This window comes from Coprobacillus cateniformis, from assembly GCF_009767585.1.
GTDB classification, from domain to species: domain Bacteria; phylum Bacillota_I; class Bacilli_A; order Erysipelotrichales; family Coprobacillaceae; genus Coprobacillus; species Coprobacillus cateniformis.
Window position 1 is genome coordinate 3,016,992 of the sequence record NZ_WSNW01000001.1, and the last position, 22,004, is coordinate 3,038,995.

Consider the following 22,004-nt stretch of genomic DNA (forward strand, 5'->3'; position numbering starts at 1 on the left):
AATCAAACAGAGCTGGACTCTTGTAATCATTCTCTAGGTTAAGTATAAAATAAAACACTTACAAGAAGTAAGTGTTAATCATCATATGGAGCGGGTGATGGGAATCGAACCCACGTAGTCAGCTTGGAAGGCTGAAGTTCTACCATTGAACTACACCCGCATATACAGAGCATCTCAACTACTGCTTGTATATAATACCATTATAATGAAAATATTGCAAGAGGTTTTGTGAATTTTTTTAAAAATATTTATCCAGATATTCTTCGAGACAAATTCCTTCTTTCATAATTTTTTGAGCATGTTCTTTACCAACGTAACGATAATGCCATGGCTCATATCCAACTTTAGTGATTTGATTTTTATCATTAGGATAACGTAAGATAAAACCATACTTATAACAATTCTGAATAAGCCATTGTTGTTCAGCAGTTCTTTCTTGACTTTCATCTAATTGTTGATTGCTTGTTGCGACAATATCAACAGCTAAGCCCATCTGATGTTCACTTGTGCCAGGTCTTGCTACCCAAAAAGAGGCTTTTTCTTCTGCTTCTTTCTGACTTGAGGATTGCTGCTGGTAAGCAACAACTTCATTGTTGAAAAGTCTTTGCTGCTTATCTTTGGTACGATAAGATGAACAGATGAGGGGACTAAGACCTTGTGCTCTTGCATCATCCATCATTTGCTGGAGATCTGGGTAAGCGCGTTTGTCTATCGATTGGCCATTGCTTAATTTAACCAAATCAATTTGCCAGTTATCTGGAATCTGATTCTGGTAATTAACAAGTGTTAATAATTCATCCTTTTTGGGTTTTGTCTGTTGGGTTTGTTGGGTGGCTTTATGACTAGCAGGTACAGTTGGTTCGTTTTGATCTGTAAAGTAAAAGAAAATCATAAAACTAAAACTTATCAATCCTATACATGTTAGTAAAAAAGCACACCATTTTTTAAGTTTGTACTTCATCTTTGTTCCTCCTTGATCTTTTTTTGTTTATAAAAGTTTACAAAAGAGAAACATCAGAGTTACAAACTTTTGGCATCATATCTGCATCATTAATTGTTTTTTAAATTATTTATACCTATACAAAGGTTCTTTTCATTGGAAATCATATAATAATATCTTTGTATATCTTCTTCAGATATATGTAAATATTGATGTCCAAATACAGAATGGCTTTCTTGACTTGGGACTGTAAAAAATTGATCTGAATAAAATAAATACTGATAGATTGTTTGGGTTTGAGCATCTATCCAAATTTCTATAAAACCATCTTTACTTGAATAAGTGATAATATCAACAACAACAGATTTTTCAGGGTTCGTTGGTTGACTGTATACTCTTGTTATATAACTGTATGAGTTATAGTCATTTTCAAAATCAATAACTGGGAAAATATTGAGTTTTTGTAATTTGTTAAGTTCAACTTGAACATGAGATTTGATGTCATGTATATGAGTGTTGAGTTTTGTTTCTTTTTGACTGACAAGGATAATATTTTGTTCATTTTCTCCATAAAAAGAAGATAAAAGTCCGATTTTCTCTGAAGTGTTTAATTGGCTTGTTTGAAAGGCTTGTTGCGATTTATCGTTAACTTCTTCAATATTTATTGAAGATAAAAGTCTTTCATCATCCCATTTTGAAAGTGCGAAAGGAATAAGTGGGATAAGAATAAGCAAACAAATAGGAGTTAAAAAATAAAAGACATGTTTATATTTTTTCATTGTTTTCACCTTTCTTTAAATGAACAGTTATTGTTGTTCCTATATAAAGAGTGCTGTCAATTGTCATTGTAGCATGATGAAGTTGAAGAATTTGATCAGTAATAGCTAATCCTAATCCAGCACTTCCAGCATTGCGAGAGCGAGATTTATCCACCATATAAAACGCTTCTTTGACTTTATTGAGGTTTTGCGAATCAATACCACATCCATTATCGATAATTTTGACTTCATAATCCTGAAGTGTATTTCTTCCAATAATAGAGATTTGTCCATCTGTTGTTATTGCTTTGCGAGCATTGTCTAAAAGATTGAAAAAAACAGTTTGCATCAAATCAGGTTCAATCCACAAATCACTTTCTTCAATATCCATAGTGAAATTAATGTTTTCTTGATTGATAATTGGTGTAAATGTTTCTTTCACCATTTCAAAGAATACATGGGCTGATATATGATGCATTATGAAATCTTGTTTCTTTAAAACAATTAAATCCATAAGTTTCATTGACATCGATTCTAACCGCTTTCCTTCTTGAACAATAGCATGAGCATAAGTCACGACTTGTTCATCAGTCAATGTTTTAGAGCGAATCATGTCACCATAGCCAATCATTGATGTAAGAGGTGTTTTGAGCTCGTGTGCAAAATTACTCACGAAGATTTCCTGACGTTCTACAGAATCCTGCAAAGATGCAATAGATGTTTTTAAACGTGCAGACATTGTGTTAAAGTCTTTTGTAAATTGTCCAATTTCATCTTCACTAGACACAGGAATATCTTCAATAAAATCTCCATTTGCAATTTCTTTGGTCGCAAGAGAAAGTTTATGGAGTGGTTTCATAAGCCATCTGGTAATCATGAAAATAACAATAGCACTTATACAAGATAACAGAATTGTATAAGTAATGAAGATTTGATATTGATCATTGCGTGTTTGAAAAAGAGAAGAGATATTACGTGAATTTTGAATGTATATATTAACATTGGCAAAGTGAAAAGGACGTAAAGTATGAAGAGTATATTGATTTTTTTCATTAAATATTTTATAGGCTCTCTGATTATCTTCAACTTTATCTATAAAATTATTCTTATCACTGAAACCACCATTTTGATAAATAATCTGTCCTTGTGTATCTCTTAAGCAAAATGAAAGATTACCACTTAGGGTCTGTATTGTTAGTGTTCCGATAGAATTTTGAAGAAGCTTGATAACGAGGGTAGAATCTTCTTGATCATCAATAGGAATGTTGAATTCTCTTTGTAATGAAGAAATATAAATATCATTCTCTTTATAAACACTTTCAATTTCGCGTTCTAACGAATTGTGAAAACTTGATTGAATAAGAAAATATCCTCCAATACTAAAGAAAGTAATGGTTATCAACATAATACTTAGATAGAGCTTCCAAAAGAATTTCATGATTCTCCCTCCAAACGATAACCAATTTTATAAACTGGTACAATTTTGTCTTCAAGTCCTAATTTTTTACGCATTCTTTGAACGTGTAAATCAACTGTTCGACTATCTCCCATATAACATTCTCCCCAAACGCTTTCATAAATACGGTCTCTAAAAAGGGCTATATTTTTGTTTTGAATAAAAAGAATAAGAAGATCGTATTCTTTCACAGTGAGATTGATAATTTGATTATTCTTTTTAACAATTCTCGATAATGTATCAACTGTAACATCGTAAACACTTAAGAATTGAGATGTTTTATGAAATCTTCTCAGGACTGCTTCTACACGTGCTAAGAGTTCTGTGATTTCAAAGGGTTTGATAATATAATCTTCAGCACCAAGTTTTAATCCTTTGACACGCTCTTTGACATCTGCTTTTGCTGTTAAAAAAATGACAGGAATATGAAATGGTTTAATATATTCAATGAGTTCATAGCCATCTATAATTGGTAACATAATATCGAGTAGGATTAAATCAAAATTTTTGTTTTCAATTAGGTCAGCTGCCTGTTTGCCATCATATACACATTGGCACTCATAGCCACTATCAACCAGATTAATTCTTATGAGTTCTGAAATTGTTTTTTCATCTTCAACGACTAATATTTTATTCATAAATTGTTCTCCTCTGTCTCTATTATACATCAAAGTTGCATCATAACTGCATCTCTCCTGACAATCTGAAATAAAAAAACACACTTACATAAAAGTAAATGTGCTATGGATAATTGGAGCGGGTGATGGGAATCGAACCCACGTAGTCAGCTTGGAAGGCTGAAGTTCTACCATTGAACTACACCCGCATATAAGAATGGTGACCCGCAGGCGACTCGAACGCCTGACCCTCTGATTAAAAGTCAGATGCTCTACCGACTGAGCTAGCGGGTCAAATATAAATTGGCTGGGATACCTGGATTCGAACCAGGGAGATGACAGAGTCAAAGTCTGTTGCCTTACCGCTTGGCTATATCCCAATAAGATGGTGGGGAGGGGCGGATTCGAACCACCGAACCGAAAGGAACTGAGTTACAGTCAGCCGCGTTTAGCCACTTCGCTACCTCCCCATCACTGGTGCCGGCTAAAGGACTTGAACCCTCAACCTACTGATTACAAGTCAGTTGCTCTACCAATTGAGCTAAGCCGGCGTATTAAAATGGTGGAGGTTAACGGGCTCGAACCGCTGACCCTCTGCTTGTAAGGCAGATGCTCTCCCAACTGAGCTAAACCTCCGTTTTTCTTAGTGCTTACTAATAATACCATAGGACATATTTTCAAGTCAAGACAAAATTCACAAAAATAAAAGAAGTGGTTTCCCACTTCTTAAGCACCAGGCTTTCCTAATAATTGAAACATGTTCTTCTTATAGACTTCAACACCAGGTTGATTAAATGGATTAACATCTAATAAATAAACTGACATTGCACATGCTTTTTCAAAGAAATAAACCATATAACCAAATGAATATGGAGTTAATTCATCTAAAGTAATTTGAATATTTGGAACATTTCCAGTATTGACATGAGCATCAATAGTTCCTTCACAAGCTTTTTTATTGACATAATCAACTGTTTTTCCAGCTAAGTAATTTAAGTTATCTAAATTTCCTGCATCGCTAGGAATTTCTAAATCTGCAACTGGTTTTTCAATCTTAAAGATTGTTTCATATAAAACTTTTGTTCCTTCTTGAATGAACTGACCAAGTGAATGTAAATCAGTTGAGAAAGTTGCACTTGTTGGTAAAATTCCTTTACCTTCTTTACCTTCTGATTCTCCAAATAATTGTTTCCACCATTCAGCAACCATAGCCAATTGTAATTCATAAGTGACAAACATTTCGGCAGGGTATCCCTGTTTTGATAAAACTTGTCTTGCGACTGCGTATTGATAAGCATCATTTGCTGATAAATTAGGAGTATTGTATTTTTCTCTTGCATCAGCAGCACCTTTCATCATGGCATCAATATCAATTCCCGCCATTGCGATAGGGAATAAACCAACTGCAGTTAGGACAGAATAGCGTCCTCCCACATCATCAGGCACAACGAATGTTGTATATCCTTCATTGTTAGCTAGTGTTTTTAATGCACCTTTTTCTTTATCAGTTGTTGCAACAATTCTTCTTTGTGCAACATCTTTTCCTTTTGTTGTTTCTAATAAATCTTTAAAGATTCTAAATGCAATAGATGTTTCTGTTGTTGTTCCTGATTTAGATATAACATTAATCGCAAATTCTTTATCTTTTACATATTCTTTAACTTGAGCTAAATAGTTAGAAGAAAATGTATTTCCAACATAAATAATTTGAACATCATTTGTAGGAAATAATCCGTTTATTGCTTCAATAGCAGCTCTTGCTCCTAAATAAGATCCACCAATTCCACAAACTAATAAAACATCTACTTCTTTTCTAAGTTCTGCTGCTTTGGCTTTGATTGCTTCAGCTTCGGCTTTGTCATAATTAACAGGTAAATCAACCCAACCTAAAAAATCATTACCTTTACCAGTTTTGTTATGGATCATATCATGAATAGAAGCAACTTGTTCTTTATATGTATCCATATTTTCAGCTAATTTTGCTTTTGATAAATCAACTTTAATCATAATTCTTCCTCCTGTGTTATGCCTATGGTTATCCATTCAGGCAATTTCTCTTTTAATGGACTAAATCCTAAAGGTGTTTCTTGTATCTTTTCTCTTTGACTCTTATAAGCTCTTTTGTACTTTCTTTTGGCTGAATGCATTGCTTTTAAAGATAGTTTGGCTTGATGAGTAACTTCATCAATATCAATAACTTTTACACGAATGCTTTCCCCAACATGGACAAAGCTTTCTACACTTCTGACAAACTTATCAGAAATTTCTGAAATATGAATCAAGCCTGATGAATGATCAGGTAAAGATGCAAAAGCACCATAAGGTTGAATTCCAGTAATGGTTACATCAATAATGTCACCGACTTTAACGCGATGTTCCATTTCTAGCCCTCCAATCAAGGTGATTATATCACAATTCACTTTTACAATAAAGTCAAAAGATAGTCATGTGACTTTTATATTTTGAAATTTATGGTATAATATGTAGACGTGAAGGAGGAGTATCCATGAATCAAGAAGAAGAAATTAAAAAAGTTATCCATAAATTGAGACCATATTTACAAAGAGATGGTGGAGATATTGAATTTATAAAGTTTGAAGACGGAATTGTTTATGTCCAGATGCATGGAGCCTGTGCTGGATGTACAATGCTTGATGCAACTCTTAAAGATGGTGTTGAACAAATCTTAATTGAAGAAGTCCCTGGTGTTCTAGAGGTACAAGCGATTTAATGAAAAAATTGATAAGTGAATTTAAAGAGTTTGCAGTTAAGGGAAATGTAATTGATATGGCAGTTGGTGTCATTATTGGGAGTGCTTTTGGTAAAATTGTCTCGTCACTTGTCAATGATATCATTATGCCGATTGTGACTCTGATGACTGGTGCAACTGATTTTTCTGGACTTTCTATTGTTTTGAAGGAACCCGTTGATGGAAGTCAGGGAATTTCTTTAATGTATGGAAGTTTTCTGCAGAATGTTATTGATTTTTTAATTATTGCCCTTGTTATTTTTTTGATGTTAAAGTTTATAGTGAAGATATCTTCATTGCGACAAAAGGAAGAGAAAGAAGATATGAGGGAAGAAAAAGGACCAACGACTGAGGAATTACTTATTGAAATTAGGGATTTGTTAAAAGAAAAATAAAATTGAGACAAATTTGAGAAAAATTGTCAAAAATATGTGTTATAATCTTATTGTGTGAAAATATCTCTTGATTTATAGAGAGTGTTCGCATATAATGTAAAAAGTCTTGATTTGTAGAATAATGTCTCCTTTTTAGGGATAAACTATAAGAGGTGATGTTATGAATACAAGAAAACAGGAGCAGTTAAAAATAGCTGCAATACTATATGATTTAGGATTGGATATGGAACTTATAGAAGCTATGACATCCTTGGATCATGATGAATTAACAAAATTTTATCAATAATAGAAGCTCTTATTCAGAACCACGAGATGAGGATCGACGAAGTGGTGGCAACCCTTAATAAAGAAGGTGCCTGACCTAGCAAGTTTACTTGAACAATAAGAGGAAGCCTTAAAGCTTTCCTCTTGAAAGCTTTTTTTATTGAATGTGGGAGGAAAGAAAAGAATGGAAAAAATACTGTTTACATCTGAATCGGTTTCAGAAGGGCATCCAGACAAAGTTTGCGATCAGATTAGTGATGCAATTTTGGATGCATGTTTAAAGGAAGACCCTTATTCAAGGGTTGCTTGTGAATGCTTCACAACAACTGATTTATTAGTTATTGGTGGAGAAATTACTACCAATGCTAAAGTCAATTATGAAGAGATTGCAAGAGGGGTTTTAAGAAAAATTGGTTATACAAGTGCTGATTTAGGAATTGATTGTGATAATTGTCGTGTTGAAGTTGTGATGGATAGTCAATCAAGTGATATTGCTTTAGGAACAAATGTTGAAGTTGGTGGTGCAGGAGACCAGGGCATCATGTTTGGGTTTGCTTGTAATGAAACAGAAGGATATATGCCTTTGCCTGTTTCTATTGCTCACCATTTGGTTCGTTATGCAACAGAAAAAAGACATGCTGGTGAATTCAAATGGGCTCGTCCTGATATGAAATCTCAGGTAACTGTTGATTACACTGATCCAATGCAACCTCGTATTGATACAATCTTGATGTCTATTCAACATGATGATGATTTTAATGAAGTGGAGTTTAAAGATTATATTCAAAATGTGATTATGAAAGAAGTAGTCAAAAAATATGATATGAACACCGATTATAAAGTTTATATCAATCCTACAGGACGCTTTGTCATTGGTGGTCCTCATGGAGATACTGGATTAACAGGAAGAAAGATTATTGTTGATACATATGGAGGTTCTGCTCGTCATGGTGGTGGAGCATTTTCTGGAAAGGATCCATCTAAAGTAGATAGAAGTGCAGCGTATATGGCAAGATATATGGCTAAAAATATTGTTGCTGCTGGATTATGTGATAAGGTTGAAATTCAATTGTCTTATGCTATTGGTGTTCAAGAACCAACCAGTGTATTTGTTGAAACATATGGAACTGAAAAGATTTCCAAAGATTGTATTTTGAAAGCGATTCAATCTGAATTTAATTTAACACCACAAGGGATTATTGAAACACTTCAATTGCTAAGGCCGATTTATTCTCATACGGCTGTTTATGGACACTTTGGAAGAGGTGATTTAAACTTACCTTGGGAGAATTTAGATAAAGTTGAAGATTTAAAAAAATATTTATAAGCTCCAGTCGGAGCTTTTTGACTTTTTTACATAATAGGAGTGTAATTTACCCAAAATTAATGTATAATATAAGTATCAAAGGAGGAATATTTATGAAAATCATTGTAAGAGGAAAAAACATTGAATTGACTGAAGGAATTGAATCTAAAATCAACAAAAAGTTAAACATGTTAGATAAATATTTTATCATGAGTGACAATGTTGAAGCAAAAGTCTTAATTAGAACTTATCCTTTAGGTCAAAAAATCGAAGTCACAATTCCAACTGAATATGTATTATTAAGAGCTGAAGTTGTTGATCAAGATCTTTACAATGCCATTGATTTAGTTATTGACAAATTAGAAGGACAAATTAGAAAGTACAAAACAAGATTGAGCAGAAAATCTAAAGATAATAAACTCGCATTCAACATTGCTTCTATTGTACCTTTAGAAGATCAGGAAGAAGATATTGTTGTAAAAACAAAAACAATTAGTCCAAAACCTATGGATATGGAAGAAGCTATTATGCAAATGGAATTAATTGGACATTCATTTTTTGTTTATAGAGACACTGAAACAAATTTAATTAGTGTTGCTTATAAACGCCATGATGGTGGATACGGATTGATTGAAACAGAATAAACAATAAAGACCCTCATTCAGGGTCTTTTCTTATGCAACAAAGGGGAATATCAGCATTTTTAATGTTTTCTTTAGTGAGATAGCTCCCTTGAAATATATTCTTTTCTTTCATGAGTTTATCAATATCATTTAATATTGTTACTTTTTTTATTGACCAAAGTGGTTCCACCAAGTCTTGTATAGGTGCGTCGCCAGTTAATCGTTCCACAACAATATGTTCAGGAATATAAGCAAGCTGTTCTACAACTAAGGATATATATTCATCTCTTGAGAGGAGGGGGAATGGTTTGCTTTCATATATATGATGAAGAATTGTGTTTTTGAGGATAAAGAGATTATGAATTTTGATACCTTGAATATCTAATTGTCCTACTGCTTTGGCAGTTTCTAACATCATTTTTCTGGTTTCATAAGGAAGCCCATTGATAATATGGACACAAACATCAATTTTTCGGTTACGCAAACGAGACAGCCCATCTAAAAAAGTTTGATAGTCGTGCCCACGATGAATAAATTGTCCTGTCTGATTATGAATTGTCTGTAAACCCAGTTCAATGTAAAGATCACATTTTTGAGATAACTCATAAAGATAATCACAGACATCTTCATTTAAGCAGTCAGGACGTGTAGCAATGGCCAAACCAACAACGTCTTTTTGTTGAAGAAAGGGCTCAAATGTTGCTTTAAGCTGTTTAACAGGTGCATAGGTGTTGCTGTTGGCTTGAAAATAAGCAATAAATTGACAGTCAGGCCATTTACGACGCATCATAGCAGAGACATTTTCAAATTGTTTCTGTAAAGAATCGTGAACATTACCAGCAAAATCACCAGAGCCACTGTCAGAACAAAAAATACACCCACCAAAGCCACGAGTTCCATCTCTGTTTGGACAGGTAAAACCTGCGTTTAAGGACACTTTTGCAATTTTTTGTTTGTATTTATTTTTTAAAAAATAGTTATATGTATGATAACGCTTGTTATCAAATGAGTAAGGAAAAGTATTCATTATAATCACCAAATGTGATTATAACACAAAGGAGGATATGATGTTAGAATTAAAACATATTTCGAAAAGTTTTCATGATCATCTCATTTTAGACGACATCTCAATAAAGTTGCCAGATACTGGACTGATTGGTATTCAGGGATCAAGTGGGTGTGGGAAGAGTACGTTATTATATATTATAGGTATGTTAGATGGGAATTTTGAAGGTGAGATATTATATGATCATCAAATCATCGATAATCGTGAAGATTTTATTCGTCAACATGTTTCTTATATGATGCAAAATAAAGATTATGTTCCTTCTTTGACAGTTAAAGAAAATATTATTTTATCGTGTCAAGTGAGTGAACTGTCATATTCTTCTCAACAGTTGAAAAAAATTGTCACTCAATTAGGTATTCAAGACTTCATGAATCAATATCCATCACAACTTTCTGGTGGGCAGCTTAAAAGAGTTTCTATTGCAAAAGCACTGTTAAAAGATTCATCAATTATCCTATGTGATGAGCCAACAGGAGCATTGCATGCTTCACAAGCTCAAGAAGTGATGAAACTTTTACAAACAATATCACAAGACGCTTTGGTCATTATTGTTTCCCATGATCCAGTTTTACTTAAAGATTATTGTGATTGTGTTCTGACTCTCAAGAAAGGGAAATTAAATCGAAAAGTTATTAAAAATAAGGCAACTTTATGTAAGGAGAAAAAACATCGTTTGTATTCGCTATGGTTTTATCCAATTCGTCAATTTATATATCAAAGAAACAAGCTTTTGTTTCTTTTTTTATTTCAATGGATTGTTATTGTGGCCTTTTTTATTATTGTGACAGCTATGAATGGAGTATTTGATGCGATTGAAGAAAGTGAGAAAGGATCAGTGTGTGTCAATATGATGACGATTGAGAATAAATCTGGAGAAGTTTTTAAAGAGTTGGTAAGTCATCAAGGTACAAAGGAGGTCACATATGATTATCATTTAGAACGGTTAAATATTTCTTCTCAGCAAAAAGAAGTGAATTGTCTCATTTCTTTTCTTCCTCATCAAACATCTCATATTCTTTTAAAGAGTGGAAGATTACCCAAGGATGATCATGAGATTGTTGTGAGCGAAAGTTTATTTCATAATCTATCTGGTAATAGGAATCTTCATTGGGAATATCAAAGTTTTCAACAAGATATTCATATTGTTGGAGTATTAGAAGACTCTTTTTTTAGTCAAGATGAATTGTATTGTTCACCTAAGGTAAAGGAAAAAATTGATATGTTAAAAAATGAATATGCTTTATTGGTTGAAGCTCAAAGTGGTAAAAATCGTTATCTTTATAATAAGTTTAATCAATCTTATTTTGTTTATAGTGATGTTTTAGAAAGAGTTGAAAATTATCAGGCTTTATTAAGTCTTGCTCGAATGATTGCATATGTTTTTATTGGTATTAGTTTTGTCATATCATTATTATTAATTATGATTGTTGAATCAACAATCTATGTAGAACGTCAACATGATGTTGCTTATTTGTTATCACTTGGATTAAAGAAACACCAGTTATTGTTTCTATCTATAGGGGAAGCGATATGTGTAGGTGGGGTGATTTCAATTGGTGGATGTTTGTTGTCTTTGCTTGTTTATTACTATATCAACCAGGTTTACCACATATCACAATATATTCATTTTGAACTGAAGTTACATAAAATCATATTTTGTCAATGGGATTTGTATGGAATTATTTTTTTAGCTTATTTTTTCATGTGTATATTAGGAATATTAGTACCTATGAAAAAGATGATAACAACTGATATGATTGATGTTTTGAGGGAGGAATAGATATGCTGCAAATTGTTCATATAACCAAACGTTATCATTATCAAAAAGTGCTTGATGATATTTCGCTTGATTTGCCTAAGACAGGAATGATAGCGATTGTTGGTCCATCAGGATGTGGGAAGAGTACATTGCTACATATCATTGGAGGAATAGATCAAGATTTTCAGGGAGATATCAAATGGCAAGAAAGAAGTGTCAAAAAACATTTATCGCATTATTCTCAAAAGCATATTGGTTTTATTTTTCAGCAATTTCATTTGATTATGTGGCTTTCTGTTCATCAAAATATAACGATGTCACAATTTTTCCAAAGGGGTGGTGGAGAAGAAAATTTAGATATTGATGATTTTCAGAATTTAAAGATGTCATCCCTCTCTTTGGGTCAGAGGCAAAGAATTGCTTATTTGCGTGCATGTTATCAGCCAAGTGATATTTTATTATGTGATGAGCCAACGGGATCACTTGATCCAGTTCATGCAGATGAAGTCATGAACCTGTTAAAGGAAGAGTCAAAACGTAGATTGGTCATTGTTGTTTCGCATGATTTAAAGTTGGTTGAAAGGTATAGTGATGAGATTTATACAATGTGTGATGGAAAGATTGAAAGTCATCAATGTTTCCGCCATACACCGTTGACTCAAAATAAGATAGTCTCACGTCATAAAAAAATTTTTCCACTTTTACGATTATCATGGATGTCATTAAAATCTCACAAAGGGCGCTCTTTACAATTAATATTTGGATTAACGATATCTTTTCTATGTATTATTATGACACTCACAATGAGTAGAGGATTGGAAACTCAGATACAAAATTATATATATTCTTTAATTCCTTCTTCATGTATTAGTTTTCAAGCACATAATCATCAATCATTGACACTTGATTTTGTGAATGAATTACAGTCTCAACCCTCTATTACAAGGACACAACTGTATCTTCAGGAGTATGAATTTTTAGGAATCGGTTTTGTTGGTGAAAGGTATCAGGATTCACAGGTTCTTTTTATTGGTGATGATGCTTCGCCTTATCAGGACATACAACTTGATATGGGGCAATATCCTCAAGAGGACCATGAAATCATTGTTTCTCTTTCTACTGCTCAACATTTGTGTAAGGATGAAAGTTTATCAACATTGCTTAATAAGAAAGTTTATGCTTGGTATCAATATCAAAATGAAGTGAAATCAATTGCTTATCAGGTTGTTGGAATTACCAATCAGACGACAGCACTAGATACTCTTTATCAAAGAGAAAATGCCTATATTCATCTTTTAAAAGATGTTTATCAATTTGATGAAAAGGATATACAAAGTGATTTAGGGATGATTTATATTCATAAAGATTATCAGCGTAGTGAAATTATTAAAGAATTGAAAAAGCAGTATCCGGATTATAAGTTTTTAGAAGTTGGAGCGACAACAACTCAAAATATTTCACAATCTATGCAGCAGGTGAGAGTTGTTTTGATGATATTTTCTGGTCTGGCTATATTGTCATCACTTTTTTTAATTGGAGAAGTGATGTTTTTAAATGTTATCCAAAAGAAAAAGGATTTTGCGATTCTGATTTGTTTTGGTGCGAGGCGTTGGCATTTATTAAAGATTGTATTATTTGAATCCTTGGAAATTGTTTTAAGTGCTCAAATGATATGTACTGGATTATATTATCAGTTGTTATCACTTGTTAATGTCATGAGTCAAGAGCTTTTATTGAATAATCATTTGACTTTGTCTTTTGATTATGAATTATTGTTGTTTGTGTATAGTGCTTCTTTTCTTCTTGTTTTCATAAGTCAGTTACCACCATTGCTTTATGTTTTTAGATTGAATACAATTGCTGCTTTAAAAGATTAAAAAGAGTTGAAATTCAAAAATCATATGTTATAATGTTGAATATGTAAAATCAATGAAAAGGAATAGTAGTTGTATGGGTTTCTGCAGAGAGCTTGTGTAAGGTGGAAGCAAGTGAAAAACCGCAATGAACTCGCCTTGGAGATGTAAAGATGAATGGAGTAGTTTTTACCGTATCACTGCGTTAAGGTGTTAAGGGCATGTATATGAAAATATATATGAACTAAGGTGGTAACGCGATAAAGTCGTCCTTAGATGGAGGACTTTTTATATTTTAAGGAGGATGAATTATGCCGTTTGATCACAAACAAATAGAAAAGAAGTGGCAAAAGTATTGGGATGACAACAAAACATTTTATACAGATGTCTGGGATTTTTCTAAGCCAAAATATTATGCTTTAGATATGTTTCCTTATCCATCTGGTCAAGGTTTACATGTTGGTCATCCAGAAGGATATACTGCAACTGATATTATGTCACGTATGAAAAGAATGCAGGGATATAATGTTTTACATCCAATGGGATTTGATTCATTTGGCTTACCTGCTGAACAGTATGCTATTAAAACTGGAAATCATCCAGAAGGGTTTACTTTAGAAAACATTGCAACATTTACAAAACAATTAAAAATGCTAGGCTTTTCTTTTGATTGGGAGAAGTGTGTTTCAACATGTGATCCTGATTATTATAAATGGACACAATGGATTTTTAAACAACTCTATAATGATGGATTGGCTAGAAATGTTGATATTCCTGTGAACTGGTGTGAAGAATTAGGAACTGTTTTGGCTAATGATGAAATTATTGATGGAAAAAGTGAACGTGGTGGGTACCCTGTTGTAAGAAAGAATATGAAGCAATGGGTTATTGATATTCCAAAATATGCTGAGAAATTATTGGATGGCTTAGAGACAATTGATTGGCCTGAATCAACAAAAGAAATTCAACGAAATTGGATTGGTAAATCAATTGGAGCACATGTTGATTTTATGGTTGCTGGACATGATGAAAAATTTACCGTTTTTACAACACGTTGCGATACTTTATTTGGAGCAACTTACTGTGTATTGGCACCAGAACATGAATTGGTTGCTAAAATAACAACGGCTTCTCAAAAAAGTGCTGTTGAAGATTATGTCCAGGCATGTTCAACAAAATCAGAAATGGAGCGTACAGAATTAAATAAGGATAAAACTGGGGTTTTCACTGGAGCTTATGCAATCAATCCAGTGAATCAAAAAGAGATTCCGATTTGGATTTCGGATTATGTTTTGGCTGGTTATGGAACTGGTGCAATCATGGCTGTTCCAGCGCATGATGAGCGTGATTACGAATTTGCAAAGAAATTTGGTATAGATATTATTCCAGTGCTTGAGGGTGGAGATGTTTCAAAAGAAGCATGGACACAAGATGGATTACATATTAATTCTGATTTCTTAAATGGTATGAATAAAGAAGATGCCATTGCAAAGATGACACAATGGCTAAAAGAACATCATTGTGGTCAGCAAAAAATTAATTATCGTTTAAGAGAATGGATTTTTGCTCGTCAGAGATATTGGGGAGAACCTATTCCAATTATTAATTTTGAAGATGGGACATCAGTGGCATTATCAGATGACCAGTTGCCTTTGATTTTACCTCCACTTGAAGATTATTCACCTTCTAAATCTGGTGCTTCACCACTCGATAAAGCGACAGATTGGGTCAATATAGATGTGAATGGTCAAAAAGGAAAACGTGAGACAAGTACAATGCCAGGAAGTGCTGGAAGCAGTTGGTACTATATGCGATATATCGACCCACATAATGATAAAGAAATTGCTGATAGAAAGTTGCTTGACCACTGGTTACCTGTTGATTTATATGTTGGTGGACCAGAACATGCAGTAGGTCATTTATTATACTCTCGTATGTGGAACCGTTATTTGTATGATAAAGGATATTTATCACATCCAGAGCCTTTTCAGAAATTATATCATCAAGGTATGATTTTGGGTGGTAATGGTGAAAAAATGAGTAAATCTAAAGGAAATGTGATAAATCCTGATGATATTGTGAATACATATGGTGCAGATACATTGCGTGTTTATGAAATGTTTATGGGGCCACTAGAAGCAAGTAAACCATGGAGTGAAAGTGGTGTTGATGGAGCAAGAAAATGGTTGGATCGTGTTTATCGCCTAATTATTGAATCAGGTAAGTTAACGGATAATAATGATCATTCATTGGATTTTGTTTATCATCAAACAGTCAAGAAGGTTACAAATGATTATGAGACACTTGGGTTTAATACAGCGATTTCCCAAATGATGATTTTTGTCAATGAAGCATATAAAGCGCCAACACTTTATCGTCCTTATGCTGAAAGCTTGGTTAAAATGTTAAATTGTATTGCACCACATATTTGTGAAGAAATGTGGACATTATTGGGACATGAAGGAACAATTGCTTATGAATCTTGGCCAACGTATGATGAAGCTATGTTAGAACAAGCAACTGTTGAAATGGCAGTACAAGTCAATGGAAAATTACGTTCTAAAATTACAGTGGCTAAAGATGAAGATGATGAAGTTGTAAAAGTAACAGCTTTATCTCAAGACAATGTGAAAACACATACTGATGGAAAAAATATTGTTAAAGTGATTGTTGTTAAGAATAAGATTGTCAATGTCGTTGTTAAATAATGAAATAAAGGTGTTAACAGAAATGTTGACATCTTTTTATTCTTTTTTATCTATTTAAAAGTTGATAGCAATATTCATTATCTTATACTTATGTTGCATCACTAGAGGTACAATGCAAATATTACAGTTACATGAACCATGAAGTTATAGGCTCATTTTTGGCATTCACTCTTTATAATTTGGTTGTCAGTAATGCTTAAATTAATGCAAAAATGGTATAGTAACTGTTTTAATAAAGTGAAAAATTTTTATTTCAGTATAATTTTAAAAATTGAAACTAATGTAGTTAATGTTATGCTAAAATAAGATGTTAGTAAAAAAATGTTTCTTAGTTGGCTTATATTCAAAAGTTTGGGGATTCTTGAGTAAGAACTATTTTAGTGATTTGCTTGCAGGAAATGAGTGATGGATTTGATAAAGACTATTAGCGAAGAGATTAAAAGATAAGAATAATAAAAAAATAGGAAATGAGTTTTATGAATTTAACTTCATAAAAGCTTTGTATAATTGGTTACTCTTATATTAAGTAACTATAAAGAGTCGTTATTAAAAAATGTCAAATTCATATAGAAATTATGGAAAATAATGAAATTTAACTTAAATTAATATGCTGGTATGATTGAGATAAAGAAAGGGAGGAAGAAAAATGAGTAAACTCAAAAATTATTTTGAAGAAAAAATTGTACCTAATATTGATAAGTTTACAAATGCAAGATATGTAAAGATTATTATGGATGGTTTTATGGGTGTAAGTGCATTAACAATTGGAGGATCAATCTTCATGTTAATTCGTTCTTTACCATTAGGGGATTGGTATACAAATTTTTTAACAAGTACAGGCTTGGTAGATATTTTAAACTTTCCTGTTATGATTACGAGTGATTTGATTTCGTTATATTTGGTTATCGCTTTGGGGTATTTTACTGCAAAGTCATTTGGTAAAAATCCTTTTTCAGGAGCGATGATTAGTTTAGGAGCGTTATTATTACTGACTCCATTTGAAACAGCAGCAGTATTAACGGATGCAGTTGGGGCAGAAGTTTCAGGTATTGTAAATAATGTTTTACCAGTTTCATCATTTGGAGCAACTGGATTGTTTTTAGCCATGATTGCAGGAATTGCTGGAGCAAGAATCTATGTTTGGTGTTTAGATAAAAATATCAAGATTAAAATGCCAGCATCAGTTCCACCAAATGTGTCTAATATGTTTGAAACAATGATTCCGGCGGGTTTGGTCTTTATTATATTTATGTTAATAAGAATAGCACTATCTTATACTACATATGGGACTGCTCAAAATTTAATCTATACATTATTACAACAGCCACTAACGAATGTTGATGGAGGATTCTGGGGATTTGTTATTTATACATTAATAGGTCATATTTTATGGTTGTTTGGCGTTCATGGGACAATGGTTACTTATGCAGCTATGGCTCCTATTTATAATGCTATGGCAATGGCTAATCTATCTGCATTTGCAGCAGGAACGGCTTGTCCATATCCAGAGTGGAATTTCTTATGTTATACACTTATTGGAGGAGTGGGGTCAACATTGGCATTAAATCTGTTGATGTTAACCAGAGCAAAGTCATCACAATTTAAAACTTTAGGGAAATTAACAATCGCAACATCACTATTCAATATAAACGAACCTATCATGTTTGGATCGCCAGTTATTATGAATATTAATTTGGCCATACCATTTATTGCCTGTCCTATGGTCAATTTGTTCTTATCATCATTGGTCACAAGAATTGGATTAGTTGCAGCTCCAACAGGCGCCGCTATCAATACATTTATGCCTTTTGGTTTTTATCAGTCACTCAATAATGGTTCATGGACAGGTGTTGTTTGGGCAATTGCTTTAGTTGCAATAGACTTGATTATTTATTATCCATTCTTTAAACGTCAAGATTCAATAAATTTAAAAAATGAAATACAATTAAGTGAACAGGAAGTCGTGAATGAATAAGAGGAGAAAATCCTCTTTTTGTTGCATATAAAATCATGTATAATGGGGAAAAGATGGAGGAAAGCAAATGATGTCACTAGATGAAAGAATAATAAAAATAGTTGAACTTTTAGTGTCTTATGGCAGGCCGGTTACCAGTCAGGAGATTGCAAATATTATAGGTATAAGCAGTCGTACTGTAAGAGAAACAATTCATCAGAATAAAAGTCATTTAAAATTGATTGGAATAGAAATAAAATCACATTTTAAAAGTGGTTATAGCATTTCTATTGAAGACGAATATCGAAATAATTGGAAAACTCTTTTAGATGAGAATAGAAGTATTATACCAAGCGAGACAGAAGATAAAATGACTTATATTATTCAACGGTTTATTTTAGAAGAAGGCTATATAAAATTAGATGATTTATGTGATGAATTGTGGATCAGTCGTTCGACCATGAATAGATTATTTAAAGAAGTGAGAAAGAGATTTGCTTTATATCATCTAACAGTTATTTCAAAGCCCTCTTATGGTTTAAAGTTAGAGGGAAATGAAATAGATAAAAGAATTTGTTTGGTTCATAATTGTATTCAAAAAAGAGAAAGTTCTTTAGAACGTTTTATGGAAGAATATCATATAGATTTACAAAATTGTCAATGTATCAGGCAAGTTGTTTTAAAACATCTCAAAAAATATAATTATAAGTTAACAGATACTGGTTTTCAAAATCTCATTATTCATCTTATAGTTGCAATAAAAAGAATTGAAGAGAAACAATTGATTACGACTTATCCTATTCAAGTTGATAATGTAGGTATTGAATATTTATTAGCTAATGATATTGTCGAAGAACTTCAAAGTTATTTCTCTATCACTTTTCCAAAAGAAGAAGTAGAATATGTAATAATACATCTTTATGGAAAGAAATTAACACAAATGGATGGAGAAACTGCACAAATATCTCATGAAATGGAACAGATGATACAAAAAATCAATCAACAGATTTTAATGAAGCTGGGATATCATTTTGATGGAGATTTTGAATTGTTTACATTATTAGCATTACATATGATGCCTTTAGTAGTCAGAATACAATATGGTCTGAATATGCCTAATCCTATTATAAAGGATATTAAACTGAAAATGGCTGATGCATATGAATGTGCAGTTATTGCTTCACAAGTTATTCAAGATGAATACCATAAACCTATTGCTGAAGGTGAATTAGGGTATCTCGCTTTGCATTACAGTATGGCAATTGAAAGATTGCAAGAACAAACAAAGATGAAAAACATTGTTATTATCTGTTCTTCAGGTATGGGAACATCATCAATATTAAAGAAACGATTGATGAAGAAGTTTGATATTGATGACTCACATATTCAGGTTTATGATGCTCAATCAATACGATCAGTAAATTTAAGTCATATTGATTATATAATAAGTACAGTAAAATTAAATTTAAAGTTAGATAAGCCTATTATATATATGGAAAATATTTTTGATGATATTGAACTACAGGAAAGTCAACATATGAGAAATTTGCAATCATTTATTAAGAAAGATCTTGTTTTATTACAGCAAACATTTCAAACAAAAGAAGATATCTTGAATGATATGTGTCATAAAATTGAGAATATTTATTCATTGCCTTTTTCTTTTCAAAAATTCATAGAGGAAAGAGAGGACTTATCTTCTACAGAAGTTGGAAACTTAGTTGCAATGCCACATCCTTCTTCATTATGCACAGAGCAATCAATTGTCATGATTATGACATTAAAGAAAAGTATTTTGTGGAAAAATAATTATGTTAAATATATATTTCTTGTTTCTGGGAATAAAAACTCTAAAGAAGAATGTGAATTTATTAATGAAAATATTATTGATTTGATTATGAATAATCAATGGCTTCAAGAATTGGATAAGATATCTTCTTATGAGGAGTTGATTCATATTTTATGAAAAAAAATTTTGATTTGTTGTAGTGGAGGGATTACAAGTAAGATTTTTATCAGGAAATTGAATCAATATGTTCAGTTGAATCAGTTGACATATCACTTTTCTTCAATAAGTGATACATTTGTTGATGAATATGCAAGAGAGTATGACATAATCTTGTTTGCACCTCAAACAAAGCCATCACAAGAACAAATAAAATCACTTAATAATATGTGTTCATGCATCAAAATAATTCCTGAAAGTATTTATGCAAGTATGGATTGTCAATTATTGTTTCAGTTCATAGAAAGTCCCATGAAAACAAGTGAGGAAAAACAGTATTTTACTGGGTTTGTTCATGTTATGAGAGATATTTCTAGGCATAGATTTGTCAAAGTATTGGTTAATTCTTCTGTTGCCTTGGGGGCTTTGATGATTGTCCAGGCTTTATTTTCGCTTATTTTGTCTTTGCCTTTAGAGGCTTATCAGAATTTCCTTGATTCATCAGGATTGAAATCCTTTTTTGAAATACCGATTGTTGTATTGTCTAATTCTATAGGGTTGATTTTTAGTTTTGTTGTCGCATATCAATATCGAATTGACAACAAAGATAAACTGTTTGCTGGACTTTTAAGTATGGCTTGTTATTTACTGCTGATACCTATTGATGTTGCTCGTCAGGGAAGTTTGACTAGTATTTATACGGCAATGATTGATTTACAATATATGAATTCTTCTGGTATATTTGTAGCTATGATATCTTCTTTGATATTTTCAAAGATTTATGATTATATTTTGAGGTTGAAATTTTTAAAAGATGACTTGATGAAGATGGCTGTTTCATGTGTTGTTGTATTAACAATCTATTTATGTATAAGATATATTTTTATGTTAACATCGTATCAAAATATATTTGTATATTTTAATCAATTTATCTCAATGCTTTTAAAGCCTATTTCAGAGGGAGTATGGGGATTTGCAGTCTTTATATTTTTATCATCATTGTTATATTTTATAGGTATACATGGACCGCAACTTATCTATACACTCATACTTCCTTTGCATACAACAATATATTATGCAAATATTACTGCTTTTGCTTCAAACTTACCCGCTCCATACCCTTATTGGTTTTTAATGCCTTGGGTATTTATGGGTGGAGTAGGTGCGACTTTAGCTTTAAATGTATTAATGATTATAAAATCTAAACATACATCTACAAAAACTTTAGGTAAACTTGCATTAATGACTTCATTATTTAATATTAATGAGCCGTTGATATATGGGTTTCCAATAGTGTTTAATCCTTTTATGTTTATACCATTTACAAGCATACCCCTTATAAATTTATTGATATGTATTATTTTTATGAAGTTGATTCCAATAGTTCCTTTTCCTACTGGAGCTGAAATAAGTACTTATATGCCATTTGGAGTGGGGGCAATGTTGACTAATAATAGTTGGTTAGGATTGCTATTATGTATAGGAATATTAATTGTAGACATGTGTTTGTACTATCCGTTTTTTATCAATTATGAGAAAAACAATAATCACATCATGTTCAATAAAAATAAAAAATGAGGAAATAAATGATAAGGTCATAGATTTTTT

Annotated in this window: 18 protein-coding genes, 7 tRNA genes, 1 riboswitch and 1 other annotated feature; of the genes, 11 read left to right on the top strand and 14 right to left on the bottom strand. The window is 32.2% G+C overall.

The window, feature by feature from the left end:
- Nucleotides 1–86: 86 nt before the first annotated feature.
- The 13 genes from GQF29_RS14885 to GQF29_RS14945 all read right to left on the bottom strand — a co-directional run bounded on the left by GQF29_RS14885 (nucleotide 87) and on the right by GQF29_RS14945 (nucleotide 6,152).
- Nucleotides 87–160: transfer RNA gene (locus GQF29_RS14885), tRNA-Gly, on the bottom strand.
- A gap of 78 nt (nucleotides 161–238) precedes the next feature.
- Nucleotides 239–961: a M15 family metallopeptidase gene (locus tag GQF29_RS14890; protein WP_117599069.1), complete on the bottom strand. Its 723-nt coding sequence runs from the start codon at nucleotides 959–961 to the stop codon at nucleotides 239–241.
- Between the two features lie 89 nt (nucleotides 962–1,050).
- A complete protein-coding gene (locus GQF29_RS14895; RefSeq protein ID WP_117599068.1) occupies nucleotides 1,051–1,719 on the bottom strand; it encodes a hypothetical protein in 669 nt (222 codons plus the stop codon).
- Nucleotides 1,706–3,136 (bottom strand): sensor histidine kinase, encoded by a 1,431-nt coding sequence (locus GQF29_RS14900; RefSeq protein ID WP_054689264.1) that lies wholly within the window; start codon nucleotides 3,134–3,136, stop codon nucleotides 1,706–1,708. The genes GQF29_RS14895 and GQF29_RS14900 overlap by 14 nt, the downstream gene beginning before the upstream one ends.
- Nucleotides 3,133–3,792, bottom strand: coding sequence for a response regulator transcription factor (locus tag GQF29_RS14905; RefSeq protein ID WP_054325402.1), 660 nt, complete (start codon nucleotides 3,790–3,792; stop codon nucleotides 3,133–3,135). The genes GQF29_RS14900 and GQF29_RS14905 overlap by 4 nt, the downstream gene beginning before the upstream one ends.
- A 114-nt stretch (nucleotides 3,793–3,906) precedes the next feature.
- Nucleotides 3,907–3,980, bottom strand: a tRNA-Gly gene (locus GQF29_RS14910).
- Nucleotides 3,981–3,989: 9 nt separating this feature from the next.
- Nucleotides 3,990–4,065: transfer RNA gene (locus GQF29_RS14915), tRNA-Lys, on the bottom strand.
- A gap of 10 nt (nucleotides 4,066–4,075) precedes the next feature.
- A tRNA-Gln gene (locus tag GQF29_RS14920) sits at nucleotides 4,076–4,151 on the bottom strand.
- Between the two features lie 6 nt (nucleotides 4,152–4,157).
- Nucleotides 4,158–4,241 (bottom strand) — tRNA-Tyr (locus GQF29_RS14925).
- A 5-nt stretch (nucleotides 4,242–4,246) separates the two neighbouring features.
- Nucleotides 4,247–4,322: transfer RNA gene (locus GQF29_RS14930), tRNA-Thr, on the bottom strand.
- A gap of 9 nt (nucleotides 4,323–4,331) precedes the next feature.
- Nucleotides 4,332–4,407, bottom strand: a tRNA-Val gene (locus GQF29_RS14935).
- 90 nt (nucleotides 4,408–4,497) lie between these two features.
- A complete protein-coding gene (locus GQF29_RS14940; protein ID WP_054325396.1) occupies nucleotides 4,498–5,778 on the bottom strand; it encodes a glucose-6-phosphate isomerase in 1,281 nt (426 codons plus the stop codon).
- The gene (locus GQF29_RS14945) at nucleotides 5,775–6,152 is read right to left on the bottom strand and encodes a CvfD/Ygs/GSP13 family RNA-binding post-transcriptional regulator (RefSeq protein ID WP_054325397.1); all 378 of its coding nucleotides are present in this window, start codon (nucleotides 6,150–6,152) and stop codon (nucleotides 5,775–5,777) included. Before GQF29_RS14945 ends, GQF29_RS14940 begins: the two co-directional genes overlap by 4 nt.
- Before the next feature lie 125 nt (nucleotides 6,153–6,277).
- Here GQF29_RS14945 and GQF29_RS14950 point away from each other — a divergent pair, with 125 nt between their 5' ends.
- The 5 genes from GQF29_RS14950 to hpf all read left to right on the top strand — a co-directional run bounded on the left by GQF29_RS14950 (nucleotide 6,278) and on the right by hpf (nucleotide 9,129).
- On the top strand, nucleotides 6,278–6,502 hold the full coding sequence (locus tag GQF29_RS14950) for a NifU family protein (RefSeq protein ID WP_054325398.1): 225 nt from the start codon (nucleotides 6,278–6,280) through the stop codon (nucleotides 6,500–6,502).
- Nucleotides 6,502–6,915: a large-conductance mechanosensitive channel protein MscL gene (mscL, locus tag GQF29_RS14955; RefSeq protein ID WP_054689258.1), complete on the top strand. Its 414-nt coding sequence runs from the start codon at nucleotides 6,502–6,504 to the stop codon at nucleotides 6,913–6,915. Before GQF29_RS14950 ends, mscL begins: the two co-directional genes overlap by 1 nt.
- A gap of 160 nt (nucleotides 6,916–7,075) precedes the next feature.
- Nucleotides 7,076–7,201, top strand: coding sequence for a hypothetical protein (locus tag GQF29_RS18915; RefSeq protein ID WP_017143799.1), 126 nt, complete (start codon nucleotides 7,076–7,078; stop codon nucleotides 7,199–7,201).
- A gap of 6 nt (nucleotides 7,202–7,207) precedes the next feature.
- Nucleotides 7,208–7,303, top strand: a riboswitch (SAM riboswitch).
- Nucleotides 7,304–7,363: 60 nt separating this feature from the next.
- On the top strand, nucleotides 7,364–8,506 hold the full coding sequence (gene metK / locus GQF29_RS14960) for a methionine adenosyltransferase (protein ID WP_008790592.1): 1,143 nt from the start codon (nucleotides 7,364–7,366) through the stop codon (nucleotides 8,504–8,506).
- A 92-nt stretch (nucleotides 8,507–8,598) separates the two neighbouring features.
- Nucleotides 8,599–9,129: a ribosome hibernation-promoting factor, HPF/YfiA family gene (hpf, locus tag GQF29_RS14965; protein WP_008790593.1), complete on the top strand. Its 531-nt coding sequence runs from the start codon at nucleotides 8,599–8,601 to the stop codon at nucleotides 9,127–9,129.
- 13 nt (nucleotides 9,130–9,142) lie between these two features.
- Here the strand turns inward: hpf and mnmL are convergent, their stop codons facing one another.
- Entirely contained in the window at nucleotides 9,143–10,135 is a 993-nt protein-coding gene (gene mnmL / locus GQF29_RS14970) for a tRNA modification radical SAM protein MnmL/YtqA (protein ID WP_008790594.1), read from the bottom strand.
- A gap of 40 nt (nucleotides 10,136–10,175) precedes the next feature.
- Here mnmL and GQF29_RS14975 point away from each other — a divergent pair, with 40 nt between their 5' ends.
- The 6 genes from GQF29_RS14975 (at nucleotide 10,176) to GQF29_RS15000 (ending at nucleotide 21,974) form a co-directional block, all read left to right on the top strand.
- Complete coding sequence (locus GQF29_RS14975) at nucleotides 10,176–11,957, top strand: ABC transporter ATP-binding protein/permease (protein WP_236916446.1); 1,782 nt, start codon at nucleotides 10,176–10,178, stop codon at nucleotides 11,955–11,957.
- Between the two features lie 2 nt (nucleotides 11,958–11,959).
- Nucleotides 11,960–13,813: an ATP-binding cassette domain-containing protein gene (locus tag GQF29_RS14980; protein WP_008790596.1), complete on the top strand. Its 1,854-nt coding sequence runs from the start codon at nucleotides 11,960–11,962 to the stop codon at nucleotides 13,811–13,813.
- A 43-nt stretch (nucleotides 13,814–13,856) separates the two neighbouring features.
- Nucleotides 13,857–14,066, top strand: a binding site (T-box leader).
- 34 nt (nucleotides 14,067–14,100) lie between these two features.
- Complete coding sequence (leuS, locus tag GQF29_RS14985) at nucleotides 14,101–16,497, top strand: leucine--tRNA ligase (RefSeq protein WP_008790597.1); 2,397 nt, start codon at nucleotides 14,101–14,103, stop codon at nucleotides 16,495–16,497.
- Nucleotides 16,498–17,143: 646 nt separating this feature from the next.
- On the top strand, nucleotides 17,144–18,472 hold the full coding sequence (locus GQF29_RS14990) for a PTS sugar transporter subunit IIC (RefSeq protein ID WP_008790598.1): 1,329 nt from the start codon (nucleotides 17,144–17,146) through the stop codon (nucleotides 18,470–18,472).
- A gap of 67 nt (nucleotides 18,473–18,539) precedes the next feature.
- The gene (locus tag GQF29_RS14995; protein WP_008790599.1) at nucleotides 18,540–20,417 is read left to right on the top strand and encodes a BglG family transcription antiterminator; all 1,878 of its coding nucleotides are present in this window, start codon (nucleotides 18,540–18,542) and stop codon (nucleotides 20,415–20,417) included.
- 9 nt (nucleotides 20,418–20,426) lie between these two features.
- Complete coding sequence (locus GQF29_RS15000; RefSeq protein ID WP_108912071.1) at nucleotides 20,427–21,974, top strand: PTS transporter subunit EIIC; 1,548 nt, start codon at nucleotides 20,427–20,429, stop codon at nucleotides 21,972–21,974.
- The last annotated feature ends 30 nt before the right edge of the window (nucleotides 21,975–22,004 follow it).